The sequence below is a fragment of the Alcaligenes sp. Lyrl_28 genome (genome assembly GCF_051948705.1).
GTDB classification, from domain to species: domain Bacteria; phylum Pseudomonadota; class Gammaproteobacteria; order Burkholderiales; family Burkholderiaceae_B; genus Alcaligenes; species Alcaligenes ammonioxydans.
Map to the genome: position 1 here is coordinate 551,113 of NZ_JAYJLG010000002.1, position 20,525 is coordinate 571,637.

Annotated in this window: 16 protein-coding genes; 8 read left to right on the top strand and 8 right to left on the bottom strand. The window is 58.3% G+C overall.

Annotated elements, in window-relative coordinates:
* From VF694_RS07145 to VF694_RS07170, 6 genes are all read left to right on the top strand, one after another.
* Window positions 1–636, top strand: coding sequence for a thermonuclease family protein (locus tag VF694_RS07145; protein ID WP_003802584.1), 636 nt, complete (start codon window positions 1–3; stop codon window positions 634–636).
* Window positions 630–2,816, top strand: coding sequence for an ABC transporter substrate-binding protein (locus VF694_RS07150; protein WP_440163996.1), 2,187 nt, complete (start codon window positions 630–632; stop codon window positions 2,814–2,816). The genes VF694_RS07145 and VF694_RS07150 overlap by 7 nt, the downstream gene beginning before the upstream one ends.
* Window positions 2,816–3,793 (top strand): ABC transporter permease, encoded by a 978-nt coding sequence (locus tag VF694_RS07155; protein WP_003802581.1) that lies wholly within the window; start codon window positions 2,816–2,818, stop codon window positions 3,791–3,793. Before VF694_RS07150 ends, VF694_RS07155 begins: the two co-directional genes overlap by 1 nt.
* Before the next feature lie 7 nt (window positions 3,794–3,800).
* Entirely contained in the window at window positions 3,801–5,255 is a 1,455-nt protein-coding gene (locus tag VF694_RS07160) for an ABC transporter permease (RefSeq protein ID WP_003802579.1), read from the top strand.
* Window positions 5,252–6,937: an ABC transporter ATP-binding protein gene (locus VF694_RS07165; RefSeq protein ID WP_440163999.1), complete on the top strand. Its 1,686-nt coding sequence runs from the start codon at window positions 5,252–5,254 to the stop codon at window positions 6,935–6,937. Before VF694_RS07160 ends, VF694_RS07165 begins: the two co-directional genes overlap by 4 nt.
* A gap of 86 nt (window positions 6,938–7,023) precedes the next feature.
* Window positions 7,024–7,488, top strand: coding sequence for a DUF1178 family protein (locus VF694_RS07170; RefSeq protein WP_039943557.1), 465 nt, complete (start codon window positions 7,024–7,026; stop codon window positions 7,486–7,488).
* On the opposite strand, the gene VF694_RS07175 is transcribed toward VF694_RS07170, so the two are convergent.
* A complete protein-coding gene (locus VF694_RS07175; protein WP_440164000.1) occupies window positions 7,439–9,322 on the bottom strand; it encodes a sigma-54-dependent Fis family transcriptional regulator in 1,884 nt (627 codons plus the stop codon). The genes VF694_RS07170 and VF694_RS07175 overlap by 50 nt on opposite strands.
* 243 nt (window positions 9,323–9,565) lie before the next feature.
* Between VF694_RS07175 and exaC the strand changes: the two genes are divergently transcribed.
* Window positions 9,566–11,092, top strand: a complete 1,527-nt coding sequence (gene exaC, locus VF694_RS07180; RefSeq protein ID WP_003802567.1) for an acetaldehyde dehydrogenase ExaC — start codon at window positions 9,566–9,568, stop codon at window positions 11,090–11,092.
* A gap of 134 nt (window positions 11,093–11,226) precedes the next feature.
* Window positions 11,227–12,375 carry an iron-containing alcohol dehydrogenase gene (locus tag VF694_RS07185; protein ID WP_003802565.1) on the top strand — a complete coding sequence of 383 codons (1,149 nt, stop codon included), beginning with the start codon at window positions 11,227–11,229 and terminating at the stop codon, window positions 12,373–12,375.
* Window positions 12,376–12,527: 152 nt separating this feature from the next.
* Here the strand turns inward: VF694_RS07185 and efp are convergent, their stop codons facing one another.
* The 7 genes from efp to prpC form a co-directional block, all read right to left on the bottom strand.
* On the bottom strand, window positions 12,528–13,085 hold the full coding sequence (gene efp, locus VF694_RS07190) for an elongation factor P (RefSeq protein WP_003802564.1): 558 nt from the start codon (window positions 13,083–13,085) through the stop codon (window positions 12,528–12,530).
* A 72-nt stretch (window positions 13,086–13,157) separates the two neighbouring features.
* Complete coding sequence (earP, locus tag VF694_RS07195; protein ID WP_440164003.1) at window positions 13,158–14,297, bottom strand: elongation factor P maturation arginine rhamnosyltransferase EarP; 1,140 nt, start codon at window positions 14,295–14,297, stop codon at window positions 13,158–13,160.
* A 1-nt stretch (window position 14,298) separates the two neighbouring features.
* A complete protein-coding gene (locus VF694_RS07200; protein ID WP_230406266.1) occupies window positions 14,299–15,510 on the bottom strand; it encodes a DUF2863 family protein in 1,212 nt (403 codons plus the stop codon).
* Between the two features lie 156 nt (window positions 15,511–15,666).
* Window positions 15,667–18,252 carry a bifunctional aconitate hydratase 2/2-methylisocitrate dehydratase gene (gene acnB / locus VF694_RS07205; protein ID WP_003802555.1) on the bottom strand — a complete coding sequence of 862 codons (2,586 nt, stop codon included), beginning with the start codon at window positions 18,250–18,252 and terminating at the stop codon, window positions 15,667–15,669.
* A gap of 139 nt (window positions 18,253–18,391) precedes the next feature.
* Window positions 18,392–18,667, bottom strand: coding sequence for a GNAT family N-acetyltransferase (locus VF694_RS07210; RefSeq protein ID WP_059318773.1), 276 nt, complete (start codon window positions 18,665–18,667; stop codon window positions 18,392–18,394).
* Window positions 18,668–18,678: 11 nt separating this feature from the next.
* Window positions 18,679–19,080 (bottom strand): hypothetical protein, encoded by a 402-nt coding sequence (locus VF694_RS07215; protein ID WP_003802551.1) that lies wholly within the window; start codon window positions 19,078–19,080, stop codon window positions 18,679–18,681.
* A gap of 212 nt (window positions 19,081–19,292) precedes the next feature.
* Window positions 19,293–20,456, bottom strand: coding sequence for a bifunctional 2-methylcitrate synthase/citrate synthase (prpC, locus tag VF694_RS07220; protein ID WP_003802550.1), 1,164 nt, complete (start codon window positions 20,454–20,456; stop codon window positions 19,293–19,295).
* Window positions 20,457–20,525 lie beyond the last annotated feature (69 nt).

The window sequence follows — 20,525 nt, forward strand, 5'->3', positions numbered from 1 at the left end:
GTGCGCAGTATCTATAATTTGTTGGCTTGGTTTCTGCAATCCGCCTGGAGTGTTGTCCGTATCATGATCGTGTTTCCGCTGTCCGGCTTTTCTTCTTTGACGCGGCGAGCCGCTGTTTGCGCAGGCCTGACCGCCTTGATGACGGCATGGACCGGGCCGGTTCAGGCGCAAGGGTTTGAGCTGACTGGACGAGTGGTGCGCGTGGCCGATGGAGATACACTGACGATTCTGTCTGGCAACAGAAAGCAGGAGCGAGTGCGTCTGGCCAGTATTGATGCGCCCGAGACGACCAAGGACAGCCGTCGTCCTGGCCAGCCTTTTGCCGAGGCCTCGCGGCGTTTTCTGTCGGATCTGGTCTCCGGTCAACATCTGACCTTGTCATGCCATGAACGGGACCGTCACGGTCGTGCCGTTTGTGATGTACCGCTGGCAGGGGGGGAAACGGCTAACCAGAAACTGGTACGGGCGGGAATGGCCATGGCCAATCGTGAAAAAGGCGGCCGTTTTTTGCGTGATCCACGTATCGCAGAGTTGGAGCGTGAAGCCCAGCAGGCCCGTGTCGGCATCTGGTCTGAACCCAATCCTGTTCCGCCATGGAAATGGCGCTATGACTGTTGGCAGCAAGGGCAATGCTAAGTTCTCTGCGTCAGATTGGGCTGGCCGTGATATGCGTCGCCTTGGCGGCCTGCTCCAAGCCGGTCAATAGTCCTTATCACGAAGGCAGTGCAGCCCAGAACACGCTGTACAGTGCGTTTACGACCCGCTCGCCTAATCATCTGGACCCTGCTTTGTCCTATTCCGGGGACGAGACGCCGTTTACCTATTCCATTTACGAGCCCCTGTACGGCTATCACTATCTGGACCGTCCCTACCGCCTGATACCTAAAGTGGCGCAAGCGTTGGTAGAACCGGTCTACCTGGACGCACAGGGTAATCAACTGCCTGCAGATGCGCCGGGGGAGCAGGTGGCTATCAGCCGTTACGACATTCCCATTAAGAAAGGCATTGCTTTCCAGCCTCATCCGGCGTTTGCGCTGGATGAGCAGGGTGACTATCGCTACTACCCCATGCGGGCTCCGGACCTGAGCGGGGCGTACAGTATTGCTGACTTTGACCATACGGGTTCGCGCGAGCTGACTGCTCACGATTACGTCTATGCCTTCAAGCGTTTGGCCAGCCCGCGGCTGGCCTCGCCCGTTTTGGGCGTGATGGCCGAGCATATCCGGGGCTTTAAGGAGTTTAGCCAGGAGCTGGCCCGTGTCGACAAACAGGAGCCGCGCCCGCAATGGCTGGATTTGCGACCTTATACGCTGTCAGGAGTACGGGCGCTGGACAAACACACGTTGCGCATCGAGGTCAATGGCAAGTATCCGCAGTTCAAATACTGGTTGGCCATGACATTTACGGCCCCGATGGCCTGGGAGGCCGAGCGTTTTTATAGCCAGCCAGGCATGGCGCAGCACAATCTGACGCTGGACAGTTGGCCCGTGGGTACGGGGCCCTTCATGTTGACCGAGTCCTTGACCAATCGTCGTCATGTTCTGAGCCGCAACCCGAATTACCGGGGCGAACCCTACCCTTGTGTCGGTGAGCCGGGCGATCAGGCGGCCGGGCTGCTGGACGATTGCGGCAAGTCCATGCCTTTTCTGGACAAGGTGGTGTTTTCTCTGGAGAAAGAGGGTGTGCCCCTGATGGGCAAGTTTCTGCAGGGCTATTACGACATTCCGCAAGTGGAGCGGGGTGAGTACGGGGTAGCCATGACGGTTGCCGCTCAGGACTCGGTCGAGAAAGCCAATTTGTATCAGGAGCGCGGCCTGCAACTGCGAACGGCCCCCGAAGCACAATTGTTTTACATGGGTTTTAACTGGCACGACCCGGTGGTCGGGCAGGGCGATACGCCGGAGCAGTTCGAGAGAAACCGCAAGCTGCGTCTGGCCATCAGCATGGTGTTCGACTGGGAGCAGTACGTATCGATCTTCATGAATGACCAAGGGCAGGCTGGACATGGCCCCTTGCCGCCTGGGGTTCCGGGCTATCAGCCTTTGCCGCAAGGCGCCAACCCCTATGTCTACACCAAGGATGACGGCGTGGTGAAGCGACGCAGTCTGGATGAGGCGCGCGAGCTGTTGCGGCAGGCCGGTTATCCTGACGGACGCGACAGCCGCACGGGCAAGCCCTTGATTCTGTATTACGACTCCATGGCGGGCATGGGCTCGGACGCCACGGTGGATTGGATGCGCCGCCAGCTGGCTCAGGTGGGCTTGCAGCTGGAGGTACGCGCCACGGATTACAACCGCTTTCAGGACAAGATGAAGCGCGGCGCCGCCCAGATGTTCCTCTGGGGCTGGGTTGCAGATTACCCGGATGCGGAGAATTTCTTTACCTTGCTGTACGGACCTCAGGCCAAGAAGGATTTTGGGGGCGAGAATGCCGCCAATTATCAAAGTGCCGAGTTCGACCGCCTGTATGAACAGATGCGTTTTTTGAATGATGGCCCGGAAAAGGACGCCGTGGTGCAGGAGATGATTCGTCTGGTGCAGCACGACGCCCCCTGGATGTTTGGCTACGTCCCCAATGCGGGTGGCGCCTATCAAAGCTGGGTGCGCAATGCCAAGCCGTCCTTGATGGTGCGCGACAGTCTGCAGTATTACCGTATCGACCCACAACAGCGTGTTGAGCGTATCGATTGGTGGAATCCGCCTGTATGGTGGCCCGCCATCCCGCTGGGTGTGCTGCTGGTGGTGCTCGTATGGGCGGTGCGTTCGCAGGCGCGGGCGCGACGCCGCCATGTGGCTTTGCGTCAGGAGAAAGATTGATGTTTTCCTACATCGTGCGGCGCATTCTGTATGGCGTACTGATTCTGATCGGGGTCAACCTGCTGACCTTTGTGCTGTTTTTTGCCGTCAACACGCCCGACGACATGGCGCGTTTATCCATCGGCGGGCAGCGTGTCAGCCAGACGGCCATTGATAACTGGAAAGCTGAGCGCGGCTATGACAAGCCCCTGTTCTATAACGCGCAGGCCCAGGGGGCCCAGGCTTTTACCGACACCATCTTTTATGAGCGATCTGTTCCCTTGCTGCGTCTGGATTTTGGTCTGTCCGATCAGGGGCAGGATATTGCCTATCAGATCAAGCAGCGCATGGGGCCCAGTCTGGCGCTGGCCCTACCCACCTTCTTTCTGGGTTTGTGGGTGTGCATCAGCATCGCCTTGCTGATGGTGTTTTTTCGTGGGTCCCGGCTGGACTTTTCTGCCGTCGTGCTATGCGTGGTGTTGATGTCCATTTCGGGCCTGTTCTACATTATTGCCGGGCAGTGGTTGTTTGCACGCGTATTGCGCTGGGTGCCATTTTCCGGCTGGGTGGATGGATTGGATAACTGGCGCTTTCTGGTCTTGCCGGTGCTGGTGGGCATTTTGTCGCGCGTCGGGGCGGAGTCGCGCTTTTACCGCAGTCTGTTTTTGGAAGAGGCCAGCCGCGATTATGTGCGTACGGCACGTTCCAAGGGTTTGACTGACTCGACGGTTCTGTTTCGTCACGTTTTGCCCAACGCACTGTTGCCTATCCTGACGGGCACGGTCTCTGCCTTGCCCTTGCTGTTCATGGGCAGTCTGATTTCCGAGTCTTTTTTTGGTATTCCGGGTCTGGGCAGCTTCACCATTGATGCCATCAATGCCCAGGACTTCTCCATTGTGCGTGCCATGGTGTTTTTAGGATCGATGCTGTATATCGCCGGTTTGATTCTGGCTGATATCTCCTACACCCTGGTTGACCCCCGCATTCGTTTCAGTTGAGCCCGCCATGCCACAGTTCGTCTTTCTCTGGACCGATACCTTTGTGCTGGCGCTGTTCCTGGCGATGGCAGTCTATACCTGGCGAGTGTTCAAACGCCCGGCTTTGCGGTCGGCCTGGGCCAGTGTGGCCCGTACGCCCTCGGCCATGTGTGCCGCGGTTTTCCTCGTTTTTTTCCTGCTGGTGGGTTTGCTGGACTCGATTCACTATCGGCCACTGTTGCCTGCCGCCCCCGGACAGGAAGTCAGTGCACCTAGCTACGCGCCTGTCGCGCGCTCGGCGCTGGACGATATCCTTAACAAAGCCGGTTTGGCAAAGGTGGAGAAAACCTATTCCGCTCCTTTGGCTCGCTTCCAGCTGACCAAGGAGAGCATGCTGATTGACGGCAAACCCGTGCGGGATTTTCCGCGGCTGGTCAATGCTGGAGTGGGGGTGGACACGCCCGCCGAGCACCGGCGCGATATGCTCCAGCTGGGGGCAACAGGTTTGGCGTGGGGGGCGCTGGGCTGTGTGCTGCTGGCCGTTTTGTTGACCGTATGGGGGCGCAGGCAGTCCATGGCGACGGGTTGGGGCGCTGCCTGGCGTTACTGGTGGCAGGGTCAGGGTCTGGTTAACTGGCGGTTGATCTGGTTCAGTGCCTGTCTGCTGGTCATCGTGCTTTGTCTGGTCTGGAGTCTGAGCACAAACTATTATGTGCTGGGCACGGACCGCACGGGCAATGACATTATCTGGCAAGCCCTGAAAAGTGTGCGCACTGCATTGGTGATTGGTACCCTGACCACCTTTGCCATGTTGCCGCCGGCCATTATTCTGGGCTTGGCGGCCGGTTACTTCCGGGGCTGGGTGGACGATGTCATTCAATATATTTACACCACCTTGACGTCCATACCGGGGGTGCTGTTGATTGCCGCCTGCGTGCTGATGATGCAGGTCTATATCGACACCCATCCCGAGAGCTTTGACACCGTGGCGGCCCGCGCGGATTTGCGTTTGTTCATGCTCTGTCTGATTCTGGGGCTGACAGGCTGGGCCGGTCTTTGCCGCTTGCTGCGTGCCGAGGTGTTGAAACTGCGTGAGCTGGATTATGTTCAGGCGGCCCAGGCGTTCGGTGTCGGTCACTTTCGCATCATGTTCCGCCACCTCTTGCCCAACGTCATGCATATTGTGCTCATTACCTTGATTCTGGAGTTCTCCGGTCTGGTGCTGTATGAGGCCGTGCTGTCCTATCTGGGTATTGGCGTGGACCCCAGCATGCCGTCCTTTGGCCGCATGATTGATGCTGCCCGTAGCGAGTTGTCCCGCGATCCGATTATCTGGTGGGGTCTGGCTGGGGCCTTTGTGATGATGCTGGGGCTGGTTCTGTCCGCGAATATTTTTGCCGATGCGGTGCAAACGGCTTTTGACCCTCGGACCCGTCGTTTCAAGACGTTGCGGGTGCGCCCAGCAGGGGGAGCCAAGGCATGAGTCAGACTGAAAACCTCGCGACCGGGAAGTCTTCTGACGCTCCTGCCGTACTCAGGATTGAAGATCTGGAGCTGCGCGTGCAGTCCGATGCCGGTGTGCAAAGTGTGGTGCGCAATTTGTCGTTGGCCGTTCAGCGGGGCGAAACCTTTGCCTTGGTGGGCGAGTCGGGCTGCGGCAAGAGCATGACTGCCATGGCGATTCTGCGTCTTTTGCCAGAAGCGGCCTGGATGCAGTCCGGGCAAATTGCGCTGGACGGACTGGAGCTGCCGCTTTTGCCCGAGCAACGCATGCAGGATGTACGTGGCAAGCGCGTCAGCGTGATCTTTCAAGAGCCATCCACCAGTTTGAATCCGGTCATGTCCATTGGCCGTCAGATCAGCGAAGTCATCCGACGTCATGCAGTGGTGCCCGCCGGGCAGGAGCGGGCAAGTGCCATCAAGTGGCTGGAGCGCGTCGGCATCCCCGCTGCAGCCCAGCGTTACGACGACTTTCCGTTCCAGTTCTCCGGCGGGCAAAAACAGCGCATCATGATTGCGATTGCCCTGGCGGCAGAACCCGATTTGCTGGTGGCCGATGAGCCGACCACTGCATTGGATGTGACGGTTCAGGCGCAGATTTTGCAGCTGCTGGCGGATATACAGAAAGAGATGGGACTGGCCATCTTGCTGATCACCCACGACTTGCTGCTGGTGAAACAGTATGCCGATTATGTGGCCTTGATGCGGCATGGGCAAATTGTGGAGTCAGGCCTGGCCAGCCAGTTCTTTCTGCGCCCGACTCACCCTTACGCCCGAGAGTTGCTGGGCGCCATCCCCACATTTGAAAAGCGTGGTCGGCCCTTGTCTCGTGCGGCGGCGCCGATTGAAGCCGTCGCTACCCATAAAGGTGACAAAGAGCGGGTCCTGGACATTCAGGACCTGTCTGTGTCGTACAAACAAGCCGGTTCCTGGTGGCGACGCTCGCCTTCCATTCCTGTGGTCAAGGGCCTGAGCCTGCAACTGCACAAGGGTGAGACGCTGGCTCTGGTGGGCGAATCGGGCTGCGGCAAGAGCACTGTGGCGCGTACCTTGATGCGTTTGCTGGATCGGCAGGCCCAGATCAGTGGTCAAGTCTATCTGCAGGAGCAAGACGTACTGCGAGTGAAAGGCAAGGCGTTGCGACAGTTGCGCTCGCGCTTGCAGATTATCTTTCAGGACCCCTATGGCTCTCTGGACCCACGCATGATGGTGGGCGATATTCTTTTGGAGGGCCTGACTGCTTTGCGTCCCGACCTGGACGCCAAGGCGCGTCGTCAACGCATTGAAACGTTAGTGGATCAGGTAGGTCTGCCCAAGAATGCCCTGGAGCGTTACGCGCATGAGTTTTCCGGCGGCCAACGCCAGCGCATCGCGATTGCGCGGGCCTTGGCGGTGGAGCCCGCAGTTCTGATTTGCGATGAACCGACCTCGGCCCTGGATGTGTCTGTGCAGGCGCAGATTCTGGACTTGATGCGAGAGTTGCAGCTGGAGCTGGGCCTGGCGTACTTGTTCATCACCCATAATTTCGGGGTCGTGGAGTATTTGGCCGACCGCATTGCTATCATGGCCAAAGGACATATTGTGGAACAGGGCAGCGCGCAGCAGGTGTTGTTCCATCCCCAGCAAGCGTTGACTCAGCGCTTATTGGCCGCCGTTCCCCGTTAAGCGCTATTCTGTGCGGGATCGGTATCAATCAGTCTGCACTTCTATGTCACAATATGGCGGTCTGTCCGCCCATTGATACACACATCATGAGTTTGAAGGTTTTTGATCTTGAGTGCGAACACGGCCATGTGTTCGAGGGTTGGTTTAGCTCACGCGAAAGTTACGATGAGCAGCTCGGTCGTGGCCTGCTGTGCTGTCCCGTCTGTGATAGCCACGAGGTCAAACGTAAGCTGTCGGCTCCTCGTATCAATGTCGGGGCCCAGGAAAGCGCCAGTGCGCCGGTTCCCGCACCCTTGCCGTCGGCCATGCCCACTGAAGAACAAATGCGGGCGATTCAGGGCCAGATCTTGCAGGAATTGCGCTCGGTAATCCGCAAGTCGGACAATGTGGGCACCCAGTTTGCGCGGGAGGCGCGCCGCATGCATGAGGGCGATATCGAACCGCGTGCCATACGCGGTCAGGCCACGGTGCAGGAATACCAGGACTTGGCTGACGATGGCATTATTGCCATGCCGATTCCGGACTTTCTGGACGATGATCGTCTGCAGTAAAGAAGGATGACATCATTTTCAAACGGCGGTGCAGGGTGCTGCGATGCAGACCCAAGGCGCGTGCCGCCTTCGATATATTTCCCTGATGCTGTTTTAAGGCCTGCTGAACGGCGGCGTACTCCTGCTCTCGTAGTGTTTTTGGTGTGGGAGCCGCAGACTGGGCAGTGGCTCTGCTTCTGCTGCGGTCTGCTGTTGCGGCAAATGCCGGTTCCTGGGGGGCGGGCGATTCCGCATTCAGGCACGGCAAAGCAGGCAGGTCTTGTATCCGCCAGACACGCCCCGGATAGTCTTGCACCATGATTTGCAGCAGCACCGATCGCAACTGGCGATAATTGCCCGGCCAATCGTAGTCCTGCAGCTTTTTCAAGGCATCGGGGTGCAGTTGCGGTGCCACTTGACCGTGTGACAGGGCGACCAGCTCCCTGGAAATATAGTCGCCCAGGTCGGGACGCTCTTTCAGGCTGGGGACGGTGCAAATGTAATCCTGCAGCCGGAAATACAGGTCCGCGCGAAAACGCCCCTCGCGCACCAGTTTTTCCAGGGGCTGGTGACTGGCACTGATCAACTGGAAGTCCAAACGGTGAGTACGCTCCGATCCCAAGGCTTGCACTTCACGTTCTTGCAACACACGTAGCAAACGACTTTGCAAACCCACAGGCATATCGCCAATTTCATCCAGAAACAGCACCCCGCCATGCGCCTGACGCAGTTTACCGGCGTAGCCCTGACGGCGGGCGCCGGTAAACGCCCCGGCCTCATAGCCAAATAGTTCGGCCTCAATCAGGGTTTCGGGCAGGGCAGCACAGTTGATCGCCACAAAAGGGCCGCCGCGTGAGGGATGGCGACGGTGCAGCTCACGAGCCATCCGCTCTTTACCGGAACCGCTGGGGCCGCTCAGCAGGATGGACAAACCCATTTGCATGGCTCGCAAGGCAGGCGCCAACGCCTGCTCCTGTTGCGGGGACAGGGGCTGGGTTTCCGCTGTTTCAGCCTGAGTGGGGACGGGGCGGGCTGGCGGAGCGGGTTTGGTGGTAGAGCTCAGATGCAGGGTGAGCGCCTCGCTGGTGTTTTTCGCTCGTTCCAGCACGGACTGCAGATCCTGCCCCGGCAGTTCCTGCCAGTGCTGACGCAACATACGGGCGGCAAGCTCATCAGCGGCCACAATAATGTCGTCCTCCAGAACCAGCCGTCCGCTAAACGCGCTATTGAGCAGTCCGGGGTCGGTATGCAGATGTAGCAGACGACGGGCAGGTGAGCAAAGTGACTCCAGCATCTGCCGGTTGATCTGGCGGGCGTAGAGCTGGGCCAGATCCAGCGCATAGTGATGCTCCAGCTCCGCCGGCCCGGAAATATCGAGCACGCCGATAATCTGCCCGTAAGGATCGTAGATCGGCGCAGCATGGCAACTCAAAATCCGGTTGTCAGGCAGATAGTGCTGGCTGCCGTGAATCTTGATGGGTTGTGCGCAAAACAAAGCGGTGCCAATGGCATTGGTGCCCCGATGATTTTCTGCCCAGCTGACTCCAGCCCGCAAGGCAACCTGTTCGGCCCGTCGCAGGAAGTTCGGGTCACCGGCTTGCTGCAGCACGGTGCCTTGCGCATCACACAGCAAGACCAGACTGCGATGTGGGCGTACCAGTGCGGCCAGATCCTGTACGGCGGCGGCAGAGTGATGCAACAGGTGATGCTGCTGTTCCAGCAACTGTCGCAGTGCGCCTTGGCTCATGTCCCGCGGTTCTGCGCTTAACTCGGACTGCATGGTCTGACAGCGCTCCCAGGACTGTCGCCACATGGTTTCGTTGGTCTGCGGGCAAAACGTGTGTCGAAAAGTCATGAAGGTGCTCCGAGGGGGGGTGTTGCAGTCTGCGACAGTGTTCGCGTTTTGCGACAGTCGGTGTCGCAGCCTGCGACTGGAGGTCGTTCCATTATGGAGGGGGGCAGGCCCAGGAGCGAGTCGGGACAATCGCTAATTAGCTTGGCACGCTATTTGCTTTAGTAAAAACAAGACAAAGGAGAACCTTGCCTTTTTCTACGGTGCGCCTTCGGTGACACCACACTAACTAATAAAGGAGACATCATGAATCTGTCCGATCTCAAATCCATGGGCCTGGATCTGGAATTCCCGTTCAAATCCCGCTATGACAACTACATCGGTGGCCGTTGGGTACCGCCTGTCGAGGGCGAATATTTCGATAATGTCTCGCCCGTGACCGGGCAGGTCTTTTGCCAGGTGGCCCGTTCCGGTGCGGCGGACATCGAACTGGCGCTGGATGCCGCTCACAAGGTGCGCCATCAGTGGGCGAACACGGCGCCTGCCGAGCGCTCTGCCGTTTTGCTGCGCATTGCCGACCGTATCGAGCAAAATCTGGAGCGTCTGGCGGTGGCAGAAACCATCGACAATGGCAAACCCATTCGTGAAACCCGCGCTGCTGACTTGCCCCTGGCCGTCGATCACTTCCGTTACTTTGCCGGTTGCCTGCGTGCCCAGGAAGGCAGCATCTCGGACGTGGACAGCACCACGGTCGCCTATCACTTCCACGAGCCAATCGGTGTGGTCGGGCAGATCATCCCCTGGAACTTCCCCTTGCTGATGGCGGCCTGGAAGTTGGCGCCCGCCTTGGCGGCTGGTTGTCCCATCGTGCTCAAGCCTGCCGAGCAAACACCTGCTTCCATCTTGTTGCTGATGGAAATCATCGGTGACCTTCTGCCTGCCGGCGTGCTCAACGTGGTCACCGGCTACGGTAAAGAAGCAGGCCATGCCTTGGCCAACTCCAAGCGCATCGCCAAAATCGCCTTCACCGGCTCCACACCCGTTGGCCGAGAAATCCTGCACGCTGCTGCCGATCGCCTGATTCCCGCTACGGTCGAGCTGGGCGGCAAGAGCCCCAACATCTTCTTTGAAGATGTGATGCAAAGCGATGATGCTTTCCTGGATAAGGCTCTGGAAGGCCTGAGCATGTTTGCCTTGAACCAGGGCGAGATTTGCACCTGCCCATCGCGTATTCTGATTCAGGAATCCATTTATGAGCGATTCATTGAGCGCGCTGTAGAACGCGTCAAACGCATTCAGGCAGGCAATCCGTTGCATGCTGGAACGATGGTCGGCGCCCAGGTGTCGGAGAAGCAAATGGAGCGCATCCTCGGTTACATTGATCTGGGCCGCGAAGAGGGCGCGCAACGCCTGATCGGCGGGGAACGCAATCGTTTGGGTCAGGGCCTGGACGACGGTTTTTATATCAGCCCCACCATGCTGCTGGGCAAAAACAACATGCGTACCTTCCAGGAAGAAATCTTCGGACCGGTGGCCGCTGTGACCACCTTCAAGGACGAGGAAGAAGCCATCGCCATTGCCAATGACACCGAGTTTGGTCTGGGAGCGGGCGTCTGGAGCCGCGACGGCTCACGTGCCTATCGTGTAGGCCGTGGCATTGAGGCGGGTCGCGTGTGGACCAACTGCTATCACCTGTATCCGGCCCATGCGGCTTTTGGTGGCTACAAACAATCCGGCATTGGTCGAGAAACGCACAAGATGGCCCTCAACAACTACCAGCAAACCAAGTGCCTGCTGGTCAGCTACAGCCCGAACGCCCTGGGTTTCTTCTGATTTATTGATCTATTCGTAGTGTGTCCAAACCTCCCCCCATGCAATATGGGGGGATGCCCTTCTTGCGCGCTTTTGATGTGTCTGCACTGAAAGCGGCAAGGGATTTCTTCGTTCATCCATAAGGAATACGCACAATGACCGTTTCGGAATTCTTTATCCCCTCGCACAATATTCTGGGTCCTGGTGCCCTGGATCAAGCCATGCCGATTGTCGGGAAGATGGGCTTTAAAAAGGCGCTGATTATCACTGACGCCGATCTGGCCAAGCTAGGCATGGCCAAGATGGTGGCGGACAAGCTGATTGCACAAGGTATCCATACTGCGATCTTTGATCAGGTACAGCCCAATCCTACGGTCGCTAATGTCAATGCGGGCCTGGAGGCCTTGAAGGTGCAGGGCGCTGACCTGATCGTCTCCCTGGGGGGCGGTTCTTCGCACGACTGTGCTAAAGGTGTGGCGCTGGTCGCCAGCAATGGCGGCAAGATTGCCGACTACGAAGGCGTCGATAAATCTGCCAAGCCGCAACTACCACTGCTGGCTATCAATACGACCGCCGGCACGGCGTCGGAAATGACACGCTTTACCATCATCACCGACGAAACCCGTCACGTAAAAATGGCGATCATCGACCGCCACATCACTCCCTTCCTGTCAGTGAACGACTCAGACCTGATGGAGGGCATGCCGGCATCGCTGACCGCTGCCACCGGCATGGATGCCTTGACCCACGCCGTCGAAGCCTATGTCTCCACCATCGCCACCCCGATTACGGACGCCTGCGCGGTGAAGGTGGTCGAGCTGGTTGCCAAGTATCTACCTGTTGCCGTGCGTGAACCCCATAACAAGAAAGCCCGCGAACAAATGGCGTACGCGCAGTTCCTGGCAGGGATGGCATTCAATAACGCCTCACTGGGCTATGTGCATGCCATGGCGCACCAGCTAGGCGGTTTCTACGACCTGCCGCATGGTGTCTGTAATGCCCTGTTGTTGCCGCATGTGCAGGCTTTCAATATGCAGGTGGCCGGAGAGCGCCTCAATGAAATCGGCAAGCTGCTGTCGGATAACAATGCAGATCTGAAAGGGCTGGATGTCATCGCCGCGATTAAAAAGCTGGCGGATATGGTGGGGATTCCGAAGTCGTTGGAAGAGCTGGGTGTGAAGCGGGAAGATTTCCCGGTTCTGGCAGATAACGCGCTCAAGGATGTGTGTGGTGCGACTAACCCGATTCAGACGGACAAGAAGACCATTATGGGAATTTTTGAGGAGGCGTTTGGGAAGCGATAAGAGCGGGTCGTGCAGGGGTGGCCAGAGCGCTGCTTCTGCTATGGATCGGACGCCAAATCGTCTCGAGCACCCATGGTGACAGACAGGAAAAAGGGGCTGTAAAAACAGCCCCTTTTTTTGCGCGTACCGCACTGGGCGGCACGACGTCTTTCTTACATCACGCGGCTGCGGTACTCGCCAGTGCGGGTGTCGATTTCGATCTTGTCACCGATGTTGCAGAACAAAGGCACGCTGATTTCGGTGCCTGTGTTGATCTTGGCGGGTTTCAGCACTTTACCGGAGGTATCGCCTTTCACGGCAGGTTCGGTGTAGGTGATTTCGCGCACGATGATGGTGGGCAGCTCAACCGAGATGGCACGGCCTTCGTAGAAAACGGCCTCAACGGACATGTTTTCTTCCAGGTAGTCCAGGGCGTCGCCCATGCTTTCGGCTTCGATTTCGTACTGGTTGTACTCTTCGTCCATGAAGACGTACATGGGGTCAGCGAAGTAGGAGTACGTGCATTCGCGCTTTTCCAGCTGAACAACTTCAAATTTTTCGTCGGCTTTGTGCACGGCTTCGCTGTTCGAGCCGGTCAGCAAGTTCTTGAACTTCAGTTTGACAACGGCGGAGTTGCGACCGGATTTGTTGTATTCCGTTTTCTGAACGACCAGAGGGTCGCCATTGACCATAGCGACGTTACCAACGCGCAGTTCTTGTGCGGTTTTCATTAAAAAAACTCCGAATGGGACAGGCTCCGCCAAACGCAGTGTCAGGGAGCTTTTAAGAGGTAATCGGTTATTTTAGCGTTTTCGGGCGACTTGGGTGTAAAAACTCAGCAAACTGCTGGCCAAATCGGCTTGTTCAGCCAGTTTTGCACTATATGCGCGGGCTTCTTGGTGCCATAGACGCAACACCTCAGGTTCCAGACAGCGGCTCAAGGCAGCGGCAGCACCGGACTGATCTGCGCTGCTCCAGGCCAGATGCAGGGCTTGAACCGGTTCGGGTAGAGTGCCGGTATCCAGCCAGGCTTGAAGCTTGTCCAGATGGGCCTGTTCTTCCTGCACGTAGGGCTGCCACAGCATGGGCTGACCGGCCCAGATGGCGCGCACCAGCGAGTCCTCGCCGCGTACGATATTCAGTGCGCTGCGCCAGAGCAAGGCATCAAAGTCGGCCTGGTTCACAGCAGGGATACGCTGTACCAGCAAGTGGCCTTGCTCCAGATCCGGGATGCGTTGGGCAACCGACTCGGGCACCAGCAGCAAGGTTTTCTGCTGTCGCGTGGATAGCACCTCGGGCAGGGCCAGCACGGGTGCATCGGGATAGCAGAACAGGAACATTTGCTGCATCTCGCCCTGGAGCAAGGCTTGAATGTGTTCCTGCGCCACGCCCAGACGGTTCAGCATGGCCTGGTAGGCGGCATCGTCTTGTTGAAAGGCATCGCGGCGGGCCAGAAGATCGCTTTCACGCAGCAGGCCCCCTGTTTGCGGGACAAATCCGGGGAAAAAGAAATACTTGTTGGCCCCGTTTGCTTGCGGGGAGGGCAGACCGTGACAGCCTTGCACCCAGGGTTCTGCGCTCAGGTAATCCAGATTGATCCATAGATGGCTGTCTGCCGTCAGTTGCCTTGTCATGGCGTCGGGCGGCTCGCAGGCAAAGGCTTCGATCACAAAGGGATGTGGCGCAGGGTAGTCCTGGCGCGCATCGTGCCAGTGTTCTATATCTACACCTTGCAGCTGCTGGCTTTGCAGACCGCTTTGGATTTCGGACTGAATGCGGCTGAAGCTGTGCAGATCATCCACCCACAGGCGCAGCTGAGCGACATCGGGGCTGGCAGCCAGCTGACGGGCCAGCCGCCAGCACACGCCTATATCCCCCAGATTGTCGATAACACGGCAAAACAGGTCTATGGATACAGGCTGAGAAACAGGAGCAGTGTTCAATTTAGTGCAGCTGTACGGGGTCCAGGTCGATTTCGTCCGGCAGTTCCGGGTGTTGCATCTCGCCATTGATATCCGGGAAGAAGGGGGCGTTGCAATCGTCGCAGGTCTCGGTGGAGTGCAGGCCGGGCAAACGCTGGATCTGGACCAGGCCCAAGGTGCTCAGCAGCGCTGCAATCACATCCGGAATATCGATGTGGTCCTCGTTGTGGAACGAGGAATCCGCCTCTTCCTGGCTTAGAACAGGCCAGATACAGCCATAAATGACGGTGGGCGAGGAAAGGGTGCTAAAGCCTACCCGGTATTCTTCGACCTGTTCATCCCCGCAGGCCACGATCACCGCGCGTAAATGATCGGGCGAGAGCTTGACTGCGGTTTGCAGCCAGGTCACCCCCGCTTTGAGCGCCAAGGGGCGAATTTCCCGATCGGATTCGCGATTATTGACGTAGTAGGCATTAGGGGCCAGAAACTGCAGCTGGCAGCCTGTAAACAAAGGAGTGACGATAGCCGAGTAACGCTCCACCCATTGCTCGACATAACGCAGATGGTCCGCGTGCAGATTGTCGCTGGCTTGTTGCCAACGAAACAGGGGCTGGCCGACCGGGGCCATGACAACGCCAATCAGAAAGCGGGCATCTGCGAGCAGGCTGCTGGCTTCTTCGGGCTTGTTCAGCGGCGGCAGTTCCTGACTGCGACCCAAGGCTTGCGCGGTCAGGCTGCGAGTCCAGGTGTAAGCCTGCTGGTACGTCTGGGGCATCTCGTCGTAGTTGACCAGATTGGGCAGCAGTGCACACAGCGTGCCTTCAGCCAGAACGGTTGCGCGCAGGGCATCTTCCAGCTCCTTGTGCTGCTGGGGCTTGAGCACGCCCTGGGGCAACTGATAACGCGTCCAGGCAGTGAGGGGGGCCGAGAACAGCAGCGCATCGTAGCGCACGCCCTCATGTTCGATTTGCTGGCATTCCGCGTGGGATTCGGCCAGTTCCATCAGAATTTCGTAATGCTGGTGTTGCTGCTGGCTGCCCAGCAGTTCCAGCGTTTGTTCCACGGCCGTATTGCGTCGTCCGCTATAGAGCTTGTCCAGCAATTGAGCGGTCAGCCCTTGCCAGTAGCGGTCTTCGATCTGCGAGCCGGAACGGACCAGCGCGTCCGTGTAAGTGAGCAGACGCTGGATTTCTTTGGGTTGTTGGGCGAGCAGTTTGGAGTTGAGTTGCGACATGGACATACAAAGCCGATAGAGGGACAGGCTAGTTTACCCTTTGCCACGACTGGGGTGTGCGAATGAGGGAAGCCCCTAGGGGGCCGGATCAAAAGGACAAACAAAAACGCCCTCACCGCATGGGCGGCGAGGGCGTTTTCAGGCAAAAGCTAGGACTTACAGACCTACGGAGTCGGCAATTTCCTTGAACTCTTCGATCTGGTCGAAGTTCATGTAGCGATAGATGTCCTTGCTATTGGCTTGCAGCACACCCATATCGGCCAGATACTCTTCGCGGGTGGGGATGCGACCCAGACGCGAGCAGATCGCCGCCAACTCAGCCGAACCCAGGAACACGTTGGTGTTCTTGCCCAGACGGTTGGGGAAGTTACGGGTGCTGGTGGACATGACGGTGGCGCCCTCACGAACCTGAGCCTGGTTACCCATGCACAGCGAGCAGCCTGGCATTTCCATACGCGCACCGGCTACACCCAGAACGCCGTAGTGGCCTTCTTCGGTCAGCTGTTGCTGGTCCATCTTGGTCGGAGGAGCGACCCACAGACGGGTTGGAATGTCGCGCTTGCCTTCCAGCAGCTTGGAGGCGGCACGGAAGTGGCCGATGTTGGTCATGCAGCTACCGATAAACACTTCGTCGATCACGGTGCCGGACACGTCGGACAGGGTTTTTACATCGTCAGGGTCGTTCGGGCAGGCCACGATAGGCTCGTGGATTTCAGCCAGGTCGATATCGATGACGGCGGCGTATTCTGCGTCTGCATCGGGTTCGAGCAGTTCTGGATTGGCCAACCAGGCTTCCATGGCCTTGATGCGACGCGAGATGGTGCGCTCGTCTTCGTAGCCATTGGCAATCATCCACTTGAGCAGCGTGATGTTGCTGTTCAGGTATTCGATGATGGGTTCCTTGTTCAGACGCACGGTACATGCGGCGGCAGAACGCTCAGCCGAAGCGTCGGACAGCTCGAAAGCCTGTTCGATCTTCAGGTTGGGCAGGCCTTCGATTTCCAGGATGCGGCCGGAGAAGATGTTCTTCTTGCCGGCTTTTTCCACGGTCAGCAAACCTTGCTTGATGGCGTACAGAGGAATGGCGTTAACCAGGTCACGCAGCGTGACGCCGGGCTGCATTTCGCCCTTGAAGCGCACCAGAACGGATTCTGGCATGTCCAGAGGCATCACACCGGTAGCAGCAGCAAAGGCCACCAAACCGGAACCGGCCGGGAAGCTGATGCCAATCGGGAAACGGGTGTGCGAGTCGCCACCGGTACCGACGGTATCGGGCAACAACATGCGGTTCAGCCAGGAGTGGATGATACCGTCGCCTGGGCGCAGGGAAACACCGCCGCGTGTGCTGATGAAAGCAGGCAGCTCGTGGTGAGTCTTGACGTCAACAGGTTTGGGGTAAGCGGCGGTGTGGCAGAAGGACTGCATCACCAGATCGGACGAGAAGCCCAGGCAAGCCAGGTCTTTGAGTTCGTCGCGCGTCATTGGGCCAGTGGTGTCCTGGCTACCAACGGTGGTCATGCGTGGTTCGCAGTACGTACCGGGACGCACGCCTTGGCCTTCGGGCAGACCGCAAGCACGGCCAACCATCTTCTGGGCCAGGGAGAAGCCTTTGCCGGAATCGGCAGGGCTTTGTGGCAGGCGGAACAGGGTGGTCGGAGGCAGGCCCAGTGCTTCGCGAGCACGGGTGGTCAGGCCACGGCCGATAATCAGTGGTATACGGCCGCCGGCGCGCACTTCGTCAAACAGCACGTCGGACTTGACCTGGAACTCAGCGATCAGCTCGCCGTTCTTGAAGGCCTTGCCTTCGTAGGGGCGCAGTTCGATAACGTCGCCCATTTCCATTTTGGACACGTCCAGTTCGATTGGCAACGCGCCGGCATCTTCCATGGTGTTGTAGAAGATGGGGGCAATTTTGCTGCCCAGGCACACGCCACCGAAACGCTTGTTGGGAACGAAGGGGATGTCTTGGCCGGTGAACCACAGCACGGAGTTGGTGGCCGACTTGCGCGAAGAACCGGTACCCACCACGTCACCCACGTAGGCAACCAGATGGCCTTTTTCTTTCAGGGATTCGATGAAGCTGACAGGACCTTTCTTGCCGGGCTCTTCGGGTTCGATACCGGGGCGCGGATTTTTCAGCATGGCCAGCGCGTGCAGCGGAATGTCCGGGCGGCTCCAGGCGTCGGGGGCGGGCGACAGATCGTCCGTGTTGGTCTCGCCAGTGACCTTGAAAACGGTAACGGTCAGGCTTTCGGGAACTTCAGGGCGGCTGGTGAACCATTCGCCGTCAGCCCAGCTTTGCAGGACTTCCTTGGCAAATACATTGCCTTTCTCGGCTTTTTCCTGGACGTCATGGAACGAGTCGAACATCAACAGGGTGTTTTTCAGGCCGTTGGCGGCAATCTGGCCCAGCTCGGGGCTGTCCAGCAATTCGATCAGCGGGCTGATGTTGTAGCCACCCAGCATGGTTCCCAGCAGCTCTGTAGCGCGCTCGCGGCTGATCAAAGCACAGGTTTCTGTGCCCAGCGCGATGGCGGCCAGGTAGGAGGCCTTCACTTTGGCCGCATCGTCCACACCGGCGGGGACGCGGTGCGTCAGCAGGTCGACCAGAAATGCTTCCTCACCGGCAGGTGGGTTCTTGATGAGCTCGATCAGCTCGGCGGTCTGCTGAGCCGACAAAGGCAGCGGGGGAATGCCCAGAGCAGCGCGCTCGGCAACATGTTCGCGGTAAGAGTCCAGCATAGTGCGGGTGCCTATCGGTAAATGGTTGATATGAAAATGCAATAAATCGCGTCTCGCCTCAATTGTAATTTGAAGCGCGCAGTGAAGCAATGGTCTTATATCTTATATAAGACTTACTGAAAGCTGAACGTTCTGGGGTTCAGGCCAGCAGATCGGCGTATTCGGGGTGACGGCGCATATAGACTACCGCGTAACTGCATACGGGCCGCACTTTCCACTGTTGGTTTTTTGCCGTTTCCAGTGCAAAGCGAGTCAGTTGCCCGGCAATGCCACGGCCTTCCAGCTCGGGTGGCACACGCGTGTGGGTGATGCTCATGACTGCATCGGCCAGTTCGTATTCGATGACGCTGCGGCGGTTTTCAATGTCGCAGTAAAACAGACGTGCTTGTGGGTCGTGATGGATGGTGGCCGTCATGGCAGGCTCCCTCAGGTAGGGTTGGAGTGCAGGGCGATCAGAACCCAAACGGCCAGCATGCAGATCATGCCCAGAAAGCAGCCGCCCCACAGTCCCATCAGGGGCCATTTGATGCCCATGGGAACATCGTCGGGTTGTACGTGCTGGAGCAGGCGATTGGCATTGCCAAACAGCGAGCCCTGGCGTTTGGGGAAATTCAGGCGCAAAAAATAATCCAGCAGCACACCGGCTTTGAGGGACAGCGTCAGCTTTTCCCAGGGGTACTGATCCAGATAAGGGTGACGCAACACCTGATGGCTGCGACGCAGATTGAAAAGAAGCAAATAAGCGCCGGAAACCAGGCTGGTCAGGGCACAGGCAATCATCAGGGTGCCGGCCAGTGGCAAGGCATAGCGTACAAAATCAGAGAGCATTGAAGTTACCAGCAAGACGGCCCCGCCTGCGTGATGCAGCGGGGCCGAGAGTGAAGAACCCCGGCCAGAGGACCGGAGCATCTCCGTCACTATATGGAGGCGCCCCTGGCGCCATTTCCACCTTGCCTCGCTCGGGCTCACCGGAAACGGTGAGGCTTGCGCGTTGGCTTGTGGTCAAGATCACAGGCGAATAATAGCCCAGGATCTATGACTTATGGGCGCTCATCCAGGGGTACGAAGCGCTGATTCTCAGGGCCAATGTAGTTGGCGGTAGGACGGATGATTTTGTTGTCCACGCGCTGCTCGATGATGTGAGCGGCCCAGCCTGCGGTACGCGCAATCACAAACAAGGGCGTGAACATGGCGGTGGGCACGCCCATGGTGTGGTAAGACACGGCCGAGAACCAGTCCAGGTTGGGGAACATTTTTTTCACTTCCCACATCACGCTTTCCAGACGCTCGGCAATTTCATACATGCGAGTGTTGCCATCGGCCTGGGCCAGCTCCTTGGCCACCGATTTGATAACTTCATTGCGGGGGTCAGAAATGGTGTAGACGGGGTGGCCAAAGCCAATAATGACTTCCTTGTTCTCCACGCGCTTGCGGATGTCTTCTTCGGCCTGGTCGGCCGTCTCGTAGCGCTTCTGGATTTCAAAAGCCACTTCGTTGGCACCGCCGTGCTTGGGGCCGCGCAGGGCGCCAATGGCGCCGGAGATCGCGGAATAAAAGTCCGAGCCTGTACCGGCAATGACGCGGCTGGTGAAGGTGGAGGCGTTGAATTCGTGTTCGGCGTACAGGTTCAGCGACACGTGCATGGCTTTTTCCCACTCGGCCGAAGGCTTTTCGCCATGCAGCAGGTGCAGGAAGTGCGCGCCGATGCTGTCATCGTCGGTCTGCACGTCGATCATCTCGCCATTGTGGCTGTAGTGATACCAGTACAGCAGGGCAGAGCCCAGGCAGGCCAGCAGGCGGTCCGCAATGTCGCGGGCGTCGGGCAGGTTGTGGTCGTCCTTTTCAGGCAGCACACAACCCAGCACCGATACGGCCGTGCGCATCACGTCCATGGGGTGGCTGTGGGCGGGCAGGGTTTCCAGTGCGCTTTGCAGGGCCAGGGGCAGGCCGCGCAGACGCTTGAGTTTTTGCTTGTAGGCGCGCAATTCATTGCGGTTAGGCAGCTTGCCGTGAATCAGCAAGTAAGCCACTTCCTCAAATTCGCAAGCCTGGGCCAGGTCCAGGATGTCGTAGCCGCGGTAGTGCAGGTCATTGCCGCTGCGACCGACCGTGCACAAGGCGGTATTACCTGCGACAACGCCAGACAAGGCAACAGATTTCTTGGGCTTGAAGCCAGTGCTAGGGGTGTTCTCGGTACTGCTCATAAAGGTCTCCTGGTTGCTGGGCAGCCCGCGCGAGGCTGGCTGCCAAATGGGGTTTTGACCCGCGCGAGG

Coding starts and splice junctions, on each gene's coding strand:
- VF694_RS07150 (WP_440163996.1), top strand. CDS start 630: ATGCTAAGTTCTCTGCGTCAGATTGGGCTGGCCGTGATATGCGTCGCC.
- VF694_RS07155 (WP_003802581.1), top strand. CDS start 2,816: ATGTTTTCCTACATCGTGCGGCGCATTCTGTATGGCGTACTGATTCTG.
- VF694_RS07160 (WP_003802579.1), top strand. CDS start 3,801: ATGCCACAGTTCGTCTTTCTCTGGACCGATACCTTTGTGCTGGCGCTG.
- VF694_RS07165 (WP_440163999.1), top strand. CDS start 5,252: ATGAGTCAGACTGAAAACCTCGCGACCGGGAAGTCTTCTGACGCTCCT.
- VF694_RS07170 (WP_039943557.1), top strand. CDS start 7,024: ATGAGTTTGAAGGTTTTTGATCTTGAGTGCGAACACGGCCATGTGTTC.
- VF694_RS07175 (WP_440164000.1), bottom strand. CDS start 9,322: ATGACTTTTCGACACACGTTTTGCCCGCAGACCAACGAAACCATGTGG.
- exaC (WP_003802567.1), top strand. CDS start 9,566: ATGAATCTGTCCGATCTCAAATCCATGGGCCTGGATCTGGAATTCCCG.
- VF694_RS07185 (WP_003802565.1), top strand. CDS start 11,227: ATGACCGTTTCGGAATTCTTTATCCCCTCGCACAATATTCTGGGTCCT.
- efp (WP_003802564.1), bottom strand. CDS start 13,085: ATGAAAACCGCACAAGAACTGCGCGTTGGTAACGTCGCTATGGTCAAT.
- VF694_RS07200 (WP_230406266.1), bottom strand. CDS start 15,510: ATGTCGCAACTCAACTCCAAACTGCTCGCCCAACAACCCAAAGAAATC.
- acnB (WP_003802555.1), bottom strand. CDS start 18,252: ATGCTGGACTCTTACCGCGAACATGTTGCCGAGCGCGCTGCTCTGGGC.
- VF694_RS07210 (WP_059318773.1), bottom strand. CDS start 18,667: ATGACGGCCACCATCCATCACGACCCACAAGCACGTCTGTTTTACTGC.
- VF694_RS07215 (WP_003802551.1), bottom strand. CDS start 19,080: ATGCTCTCTGATTTTGTACGCTATGCCTTGCCACTGGCCGGCACCCTG.
- prpC (WP_003802550.1), bottom strand. CDS start 20,456: ATGAGCAGTACCGAGAACACCCCTAGCACTGGCTTCAAGCCCAAGAAA.